Here is an 8326-nt window from a genome sequence, read left to right on the forward strand (position 1 = left end):
CTGATAACTGATAACTGACTCCTAACCCAATGGTAGATGTTGGATTGTTGCGGGAGTTCTATTTTTCGACAAAGATAAGCAAAAATTATTTATTGACTGCAAAAACTTGAGAATATTTAAATTAACATTCCGCAATATTTATAAATTCTTAAGAATTAATTGAGAAAGATTTTTATTTAACAACGATGTTATCAAGGTAACAGCGATTTGATAGAATTTCACAATGGACTGTTCTGTGCTTTTTTGGGCAGCAATGGTTGAAACCCTTGCCACACCTAGAAGGTGATCCTAATTAAGACGGGTAAATCAGTCAATTTCACCCACAACGATGATCTTTTTTTTATGTAGTTTTATTGCAAAAAAAAAGTTTTTTTGACAAAAAGCACAAAGTATGATAGTAACCCAACGTATTTCTGGCTGCGAGTAATTATTGTAGAGAGGGGAGAGGGGAGAGGGGAGAATAAATAAAAATAATCCCCTGACTCGGAGAATACTGACGACCGACTCCTAACCCCATCAACAAACTTTTTCAGCCAACCCTAACTTATCACTTAACATTTCCCTGACGATTTTAGCGGTAGCAGGAGCCAATAAAACCCCGTTGCGGTAGTGTCCCGTGGCCAGAATAACGTTATCGTATCCGGGCAAATATTCGATGATGGGAGCGGATTTTTTCTCCGGTCGCGGTCGCTTACCAGACCAAGTACGCACGATCGCACCCGCAGCCAAAGAGGGACAAAAAGCGACCGCCTTTTGATACACTTGTTCTAATAGGGCAGTATCGGCGATAATTTCGCCCTTTTCGTCCATAAATTCCACCGTTGCTCCAATCCAGTATTCCGCTCCGGCCAAAGGCAGAATATGCAGGTCATTTCCCGTTAAAATCGGCTTAAAATCGGAACTTTCTAAAGGTTGCGTCAATTTTATCTGTAAAGCCTGCCCTAAAACCGGTCGGATCTCCACTGGATGGCTAAGAGTTTCAGTTAAAGCAGTGGAACCGATTCCCGCAGAAAGAACCAAAAAGTCGCTTTCCTCTATACCATTGGAACTATAAACCTGGGTGCATTGCCTCAAATTAGAGCCATGAAGCTCTGTCTTCCCAAAATTTTCAACTTTTAACCCAAATTGACATTTAACCCCCCTTATTGCCGCAGCAGCGACGAGAGCCTCCGTGAGCAGGGCCGGATTAATTTGATGATCCCTGGGAGAATAGATAGCACCATAGAGATGCTCGCTGGCCACTTGGGGACATTTTTGGGTTAAAGTCTCTTTATCCCAGATTTCTAGACAATATCCCTGTTCTTGGCGGATTTGGGCTAACTTGCGCCAATTTTCTTCGTCTTCGGCACTTGATCGCAGGAGGACGATACCATCACGGTTACAGGGAATAGTCAGTCCGGTGAGGGATTCTAGCTCAGGAAGGAGGGTTTCGTAACGTTTTAAACTTTCTTGCCGCAGTTTCCAGCCTCTACCTTTAGTTTTATGGCTGATAATCCCCATTAAAATCCCTAAAGCTGCCCCGGTTGCTCCTTGTCCCGGTTTTTTTTCATCGATGAGGGTAATTTCTAATCCTTTGATGGCGCTTAATTCGTAGGCAATAGTGGCCCCTACTATCCCCGCACCGATGATGACAATTTTAGTCATAAACTCCAGAGGCTATTTTTCTAGCAGCAACAGGACTAAAAAAGGGTTGAACAGATTTCAACCCCGATAATTAATTACAGAACCCGGAAAATGAAAGGATAACGGAAAACCTTATAAGCATCGTTCCAGACTTGCAGAATAGCAAGAATGGGGAGAACAATATTCACCACAGCAAGAATCGCTAAGAGCAAATAACCGAATGAACTACCCCGCCGCAAGCGGACGGGGTATCAGAATCAAAATAGACTCAATTGTAGATTTTGGTGTAGCTGCAGGTATTCTTTATCTTGTTCTTTTACATATCTCGCTATCATACCTTCATCCCCATGCTTTCCTACCGTACTTGCGTAATATCCATCACTCCAAAACTCTCCTCCCCACAACTGCTTTTTCACTTGAGGACACTTTTTGAAAATTTCTCTCGCCGTTATACTTTTAATCATTGTCACTATCCTTGTCACACTATAGGTCGGTACTGATTGCACCAGAAAATGCACATGATCTTTATCCACTCCAATTTCTACAAACTTTATCTCGTATCGTTTTTCCATCTCTAGACAGACTTCTTTCAACAAGCTATCTACCTGTTCGTCGAAAACGGCTTTACGATATTTGGCTGGGAACACTAAATGATATAGCAAAACACTTACATTATGGCTCTTATGGATGTATTCACTCATTTTTCTATTGTACGCCGCGAGCGGCGGGGAATTAGACCCGAAGAGATTAAAACCCAAACTAGAATCCCAGCAATTAGGTAGTATAACCACATATTCAGGTGAAAGTTTAAAGCTTCTTTGGCGTTTTCCTTCACCGTTCCATCATCAGAAATGAAATAAATAGCTAAGGGAATCCCCACCGATACCAGCGTAGCACTCAAAAAGATCGAAGCATGACAAGCCACGGATAGGAGTCTTTTTTTGGTTAAATCTTCACTCTTGACCATCGGGTTTATCCCCCTAAAATTGGCGGAGAAAGCGGATATCGCTATTATAACAACGGCGAATATCGTCTATCTCATGTAATACCATAGCAAATCTTTCCACGCCAAAACCAGCAGCAAAACCCGTATAGATTTGGGGGTCATAACCGACTGCTTTTAAGACATTGGGATCCACCATACCACAGCCCATCACCTCCAACCATTTGCCTTTCCACTGTACATCTACCTCGGCCGAGGGTTCGGTAAAAGGGAAGTAGGAAGCGCGGAATTTAACCGGTAAATCGGCCCCAAACATTTGCTTAAGAAATTCTTTAATTGTTCCTTTCAAATCCGTAAAGGTTAATCCCCGTTCCACCGCTAATAATTCCACTTGATGGAAAACCGCAGAATGGGTTGCATCCACGGTATCGCGACGATAAACGCGGCCCGGGGCCACAATCCGAATTGGAGGTTCATGACTTTCCATGTAGCGAATCTGCACCGGGGAGGTATGAGTCCGCAATAAACGACCATCCCTCAAGAAAAAAGTATCCTGCATATCCCGGGCCGGATGGTCAGCAGGGATATTTAAAGCCTCAAAATTATAATAATCGGTTTCTACCTGCGGCCCGGTGGCGATGCTGTAACCGAGACCGACGAAAATATCGATCATGCGATCAACTGTGCTATTTAAGGGGTGAATTCGCCCTAAAGGACGGCTAAGAGCAGGTAGGGTGACATCGAGGGTTTCCGCCGCTAATTTCGCTTGAATTTGGGCATTATTTAGACTTTCTCGCCGGGATTCCAGCAGCGATTGTACTAATTCTTTGACCTCATTAGCGATCGCACCGAGGCGTGGTCTCTCTTCAGGGGTTAATTTGCCCATTTCGCGTAAAATCTGCGATAATTCTCCTTTCTTACCCAGATAATTCACCCTTAGCTGTTCTAAGTCTTCTAGGGTTGTTGTTTCTTCGATGGAATTTTCCGCTTTCCCTGCCAGGGTTTTTAGGGCAGTTTCGATCGGATGGGGGGATAAACTCATAATTAGGGCATTTTATAGGGCAGCATTCTAGTCTAGTTTATCTGCTCTGGTGGCGGGAGCGGCAGCATCGATCAAAGCTAATAGCTATGTGCTAGGATGGGAGTTGAGAATAAAAGTCGGCACTGCGGCTCGTTGTCAGTATTAATGGTTAAAGCGTCTCTGTTTAGTATTGGTTCAGCTAGTTCCCGAAGTCTTCGTTCTCTACAAATCTGTTGTTTTTATCTGTGCAAGGATAGGTTTTATGTCAATTTATGTTGGTAATCTCCCCTTCGAGGTTGACCAAGGCGACGTAGTTGAGGTTTTTAACGAATACGGTAAAATTAAGCGCGTTCACCTCCCCATGGAGCGGGAAACGGGAAGAAAACGCGGGTTCGCTTTCGTGGAAATGGAAACCCCACAGCAAGAAGCGGCCGCTATTGCCGCTCTTGACGGCGCTCAATGGATGGGACGGGAATTAAAAGTCAATCAAGCTCGTGAAAGAGAACCCAAACCTTCCTTCGGTGGTGGCAATCGCAATCGAGATCGTCGCTACTAATCCCCAATCGTAACCATTCTAGGCTATGATTACCTAACTTGTTTTCATTGTCAATAGGGGGAGCGAGCGCTCGTTTCCCCGCTTGTCTATCTAACATCCCAAGGAGATTCTTGTGGCTAAACGTCGTAATTTGAAAAAAGAAAAAGCTGAACGCAACCGCGCCTACGCTCGTCAATTCCGGGCTGCTTCTAATCGTACCACCACCAGAGGAGGTAGAGGCGGTTATTCCAGCGATCAAAGACAATCTTCGGAAAATGAAGGGGCAGCCGATACCTAATCTGCTGACTTAGTTAATCTAGCAATAAAAGCCCTGGCTTCGCTTTTATTGCTGACTATTCCATCTAAAGTCGCCCCCAATACCGCCGCAAGTAACGATTTAAACCCGGGACCTGGTTGATAACCCAAAGCTTTTAGGTCATTGCCGTCGATAGGAGCCTCAATCTGCGACCATTTAGTTAAATATTGCCAGATTAAAGCCCGCATCCTAGTCTCACTCCTCACCGCCACCAATAACAAACTAGGAACCTGATAACCATTGAAAAAGCTGACAATTTGACTAACGGGTCGATCATAAGCAAAATTATTGCTAATCTCCCTTTCCATAACTTCTAGTTTTTGTAAACGCTCCACAGTATCTTTAGGCAATTGTAAATTATTAGCGATCGCTATTCTTTCCCCCACAGCCAGAGAAGCGATTAATAATTCCAACCGCATTAACCAAGCATTCACCGGCAATTCCAGACTTAAACAATCTAACCAACGACTGAGACAGCGCAATTGTCGCCATAAAGCCCGATTTAAACTTAAATCCCCGTGTAAACAGTGCAAAGCCCCCAAATCGGCCAACTTTTCTAAGGCACTTTCCCAGTAATCCGCCTCTAAAATATAATTCAACTCCGCTTTTAAACGGGACTGTAAAGCGGGTGCATTCTGATTTTGTTGCCGTGAGCGATCATAAACTCCACTTTCGATCGCATACCTAATATAGCTTTCTGTCAAGGGTTCAATAACAAATCCTAACCGAGTGGCAAAACGCACCGCTCGATAGATGCGCGTCGGATCCTCAATAAAACTATTAGCGTGGAGAACCCGGATTTGTTGGGCGCGTAAATCCAACATACCGCCAAAAAAGTCGAGTAATTCCCCCTCTTTCGGCGAAGTTAGGCGAATTGCCAGAGCATTAATCGTAAAATCCCTTCTATACAAATCCTGTCGAATCGAACTAGCCTCCACTTGGGGATTACTGGCAGGATAGGGATAGAATTCCGTGCGTGCCGTGGCGATATCCACCCATAACGAGCCAAAACGCTCATCTTTGTGCCATAACAAAGCCGCCGTCTGAAATTCCCCGTGAATCGATAACCGGGCCCCCGGATAAATTTCCTGTAAACAATTAGCCAACTCTACCCCCGCACCCACACCGGCGGCGCGATGGCAGCCATCCACCACTAAATCGATATCCTGTAACAATAAAGTATCCCTTTCTGTGGCTAAAAGTAAATCGCGCACCGCACCCCCAACCAGATAGAGATGCCAACCGCGTTTTTGAGCGGCAGCGGCGGCAGCTTGCAGGAATGACCATAAAATCGACTCTAAACGCTCTTTAATCGCTGGTAAAAGACAGGAAACCAAAGCAAACCCTTCAAAACGCACCCGCTCATTTTGATGAATCTGTCTTAATACATCTGTACGAGTGACGATACCGACTAACTGCCCGTTTTCTAGTACAGGTAAACGCCCTAAATCATACGTTACCATCAGCGACTCGATTTCCTGAAGGGAAGTGTCGGGGGTAATAGTTTTCGGATTACAAGTCATGTATCCCTTCACGGGAGAGCGAGAAAAGCCGTGATGGAGAGCTAAATCGAGGTCACGACGAGAAATCACCCCAACTAGGCGATCCTGCTCATCTACCACCGATAACCCCGAATGGCCGTAACGGAAAAGGATGCGCTCGGCTTGAGATATGGAAGTATCGGGACGAATTGTCCGCACCGGAGAAGACATTAAATCCCTAGCGGTAGGAGAAGGGGGAATTTGGGTAATTAAGTCCCCCAGCAGTTGGTTTAACTGTTGAACTGGCTGAACATCGCGAAAACTCACCGAAGCGGCCTGAGCATGACCACCGCCGTTATAGGGGGAAAAAAGCCGATATAGATTCACCCCATCGATCCTAGAGCGACCAATCACAGTTAAACGCTGTCGGGAATTATCTTCCTCGTCTTTACTATAACTATGGCCGAAAAGCAACGCATCACTATCGGATAATTCCAGTAGGCGCTCGGCTACACTAGACAAACCGGGGATAAAATCGGCAGTATGGAGGAGAACGTGGGCGATTTTACGGTCATGGATCGTTTTAATCTCTAGATTTTCCCAGGCAAGGCTAAATAACTCCTGTAAGCGCGGGGAAAAACTCGGTTGACAGTATTGGGCGATCGTTTTAATGTTAGCAGCACAGGTCATTAACCAAGCCAAAGCATAGGCATCCCTGGGGGTACTACCGGCAAAAGTCAGGGAACCCGTGTCAACGTGAATACCGAGCGCCATTACCGTCGCTGCCATCGAGTTTGGTTTAATCTGGGCTTTTTGTAAAGCTTCGACAATTAAAGTCGTAGTGGCTCCCACCGCTTCTAAATGGACGCTAGAGGCATGAATATCGCTTTCACTATCTAAATGATGATCATACAATTCGATCGCCTGTAAATGGTCTAAATCGAGCCACTGGGAAGCTTTTCCCAGACGCTCCCGCCACTGATTATCAACGACAATTAAAGAGCGAATACGGTCCGGATTGACACTACGCATTTCAATTAAAGCGAATTCATCTCGATGCAGGGCCAAAAATTCCCTTACTGTTGGGTGCGCTCCCCCCGTTAACACAATGCGACTACCCGCTTTCAGCAACGATAAACCCACCGCTGCCCCCAAAGCGTCAAAATCCGCCGTTTGATGACATAAAATTAAATCCATATTTTTTAGTAAGGAGAAGATATCAGGATTTTTTCTGTATCTATTGTTACCGAATACTCGGAAATAACCGCAGCAAGGACTATAAGTTAGCAAATCATGACCGAGAGAAACCCATGTTATTCAAAATTTTAGTAATTCTCCACACCCTAGGGGCGACCGTCTGGGCCGGTGGTCATTTATTGTTGGCAGTCACCGTTCTACCCCAGGCCCTCAAAAACCGAGAACCAGACCGAATTCGTCAATTTGAGCAATATTTTGAAGGTTTTGGGTTATCTGCGCTATTGTTGCAGGTAATAACGGGCCTAGGATTGACTTGGATTTATTTGCCCAGTTTTCGTGATTTTTGGTCATTTGATAGTTTTTTGTCGGTTTATATAGGAATTAAGTTAGCTTTACTGCTATTAACTCTCATCTTGGCCCTTCATTCCCGCTTTTTTCTCATTCCTAAACTGAGCGAGGAAAACTTAAATGTCCTCGCCCTGCACATAGTCGCCGTCACCACTCTAGCAGTATTGTTCGTCATTTTTGGCGCTGGCATCCGTTTGGGAGGCCTGACCATTAGCTTTTAGCAGTTCAGCAGTCTGGACATCTTTCTAGGGCAGCTTTGGCGAAAACGCAAAAATAGGGTAATCTGAGCAGGGTATCACAGAGAGTCAATTCCCCCACCTAACCCTTGCCATGCTGCTTTTGACAAGGATGGAGACATCAAAAAAATTTTAGAACCCGCTGCGGCTGGGTAGTCAGTGGCAGTAAAATTAAAATGCTCGTGGATTCGGTCTGACGGGCATATCTCCTTGTAAACCCTGATTCAGGGAGGACTTAGAGAAAGGATCGTCCAGTTAAGTTGAGTGGAAGCGAGGCTCTTCCATACAAGTATCAAATCTGGGAGAATTATCTAGATAAAGATCAACTGCTTTAGGAGAACCCAATCATGTCTATTGTTTTTCAATTTTTTCTCATTGCCTTAGTTTTATTTTCCTTGCTGATGGTGATTGGTGTCCCCGTTGCCTATGCTTCCCCCCAAAACTGGGATCAATCGAAACCCCTTCTCTATGTGGGTTCGGCAATTTGGGCGATTTTAGTCGTTGCCGTCGCTATTTTAAACTTTTTAGTGATTTAGTCTTGATCAGGGGGACGGGGGACAGGAGTCAGGAGCCAGTCGTCAGGAGTTAGTCGTCAGGAGTCAGTATTCTCCCCACACCCCACACCC

General features: G+C 45.0%; 9 protein-coding genes and 1 pseudogene. 4 read left to right on the top strand and 6 right to left on the bottom strand.

The features are described from left to right. Positions 1 to 516 precede the first annotated feature (516 nt). The 5 genes and pseudogenes from IQ224_RS19250 to pheS all read right to left on the bottom strand — a co-directional run bounded on the left by IQ224_RS19250 (position 517) and on the right by pheS (position 3608). Positions 517 to 1644: an FAD-binding oxidoreductase gene (locus tag IQ224_RS19250; protein WP_002749057.1), complete on the bottom strand. Its 1128-nt coding sequence runs from the start codon at positions 1642 to 1644 to the stop codon at positions 517 to 519. Between the two features lie 74 nt (positions 1645 to 1718). Further along, positions 1719 to 1862, bottom strand: a complete 144-nt coding sequence (locus IQ224_RS19255; RefSeq protein ID WP_194033362.1) for a DUF4870 domain-containing protein — start codon at positions 1860 to 1862, stop codon at positions 1719 to 1721. Between the two features lie 18 nt (positions 1863 to 1880). Then, on the bottom strand, positions 1881 to 2324 hold the full coding sequence (tnpA, locus tag IQ224_RS19260) for an IS200/IS605 family transposase (protein ID WP_002740761.1): 444 nt from the start codon (positions 2322 to 2324) through the stop codon (positions 1881 to 1883). Between the two features lie 44 nt (positions 2325 to 2368). Next, positions 2369 to 2590, bottom strand: a pseudogene (locus IQ224_RS19265) (DUF4870 domain-containing protein); the annotation flags it as partial. A 13-nt stretch (positions 2591 to 2603) separates the two neighbouring features. Further along, positions 2604 to 3608, bottom strand: a complete 1005-nt coding sequence (gene pheS / locus IQ224_RS19270) for a phenylalanine--tRNA ligase subunit alpha (RefSeq protein WP_002749059.1) — start codon at positions 3606 to 3608, stop codon at positions 2604 to 2606. 241 nt (positions 3609 to 3849) lie between these two features. Here pheS and IQ224_RS19275 point away from each other — a divergent pair, with 241 nt between their 5' ends. Both IQ224_RS19275 and IQ224_RS19280 read left to right on the top strand, forming a co-directional pair. Further along, the gene (locus IQ224_RS19275) at positions 3850 to 4143 is read left to right on the top strand and encodes an RNA-binding protein (RefSeq protein WP_194033363.1); all 294 of its coding nucleotides are present in this window, start codon (positions 3850 to 3852) and stop codon (positions 4141 to 4143) included. Between the two features lie 112 nt (positions 4144 to 4255). After that, positions 4256 to 4420, top strand: a complete 165-nt coding sequence (locus IQ224_RS19280) for a hypothetical protein (protein ID WP_002733784.1) — start codon at positions 4256 to 4258, stop codon at positions 4418 to 4420. Here IQ224_RS19280 and IQ224_RS19285 read toward each other — a convergent pair. Continuing rightward, a complete protein-coding gene (locus IQ224_RS19285) occupies positions 4417 to 7116 on the bottom strand; it encodes a CBS domain-containing protein (RefSeq protein ID WP_194033364.1) in 2700 nt (899 codons plus the stop codon). The two genes, IQ224_RS19280 and IQ224_RS19285, sit on opposite strands and share 4 nt — an antisense overlap. 113 nt (positions 7117 to 7229) lie before the next feature. Here IQ224_RS19285 and IQ224_RS19290 point away from each other — a divergent pair, with 113 nt between their 5' ends. After that, positions 7230 to 7685, top strand: a complete 456-nt coding sequence (locus IQ224_RS19290) for a CopD family protein (RefSeq protein ID WP_002749063.1) — start codon at positions 7230 to 7232, stop codon at positions 7683 to 7685. A 362-nt stretch (positions 7686 to 8047) separates the two neighbouring features. Continuing rightward, the gene (gene psbZ / locus IQ224_RS19295) at positions 8048 to 8236 is read left to right on the top strand and encodes a photosystem II reaction center protein PsbZ (RefSeq protein ID WP_002732865.1); all 189 of its coding nucleotides are present in this window, start codon (positions 8048 to 8050) and stop codon (positions 8234 to 8236) included. Positions 8237 to 8326: the final 90 nt, after the last annotated feature.

This window comes from Microcystis sp. LEGE 00066, assembly GCF_015207925.1.
GTDB lineage: Bacteria > Cyanobacteriota > Cyanobacteriia > Cyanobacteriales > Microcystaceae > Microcystis > Microcystis ichthyoblabe_A.

Bases quoted from the DNA above. Each gene is read 5' to 3' on its own strand.
- IQ224_RS19250 (WP_002749057.1), bottom strand. From the start codon at position 1,644: ATGACTAAAATTGTCATCATCGGTGCGGGGATAGTAGGGGCCACTATT.
- tnpA (WP_002740761.1), bottom strand. From the start codon at position 2,324: ATGAGTGAATACATCCATAAGAGCCATAATGTAAGTGTTTTGCTATAT.
- pheS (WP_002749059.1), bottom strand. From the start codon at position 3,608: ATGAGTTTATCCCCCCATCCGATCGAAACTGCCCTAAAAACCCTGGCA.
- IQ224_RS19275 (WP_194033363.1), top strand. From the start codon at position 3,850: ATGTCAATTTATGTTGGTAATCTCCCCTTCGAGGTTGACCAAGGCGAC.
- IQ224_RS19285 (WP_194033364.1), bottom strand. From the start codon at position 7,116: ATGGATTTAATTTTATGTCATCAAACGGCGGATTTTGACGCTTTGGGG.
- IQ224_RS19290 (WP_002749063.1), top strand. From the start codon at position 7,230: ATGTTATTCAAAATTTTAGTAATTCTCCACACCCTAGGGGCGACCGTC.
- psbZ (WP_002732865.1), top strand. From the start codon at position 8,048: ATGTCTATTGTTTTTCAATTTTTTCTCATTGCCTTAGTTTTATTTTCC.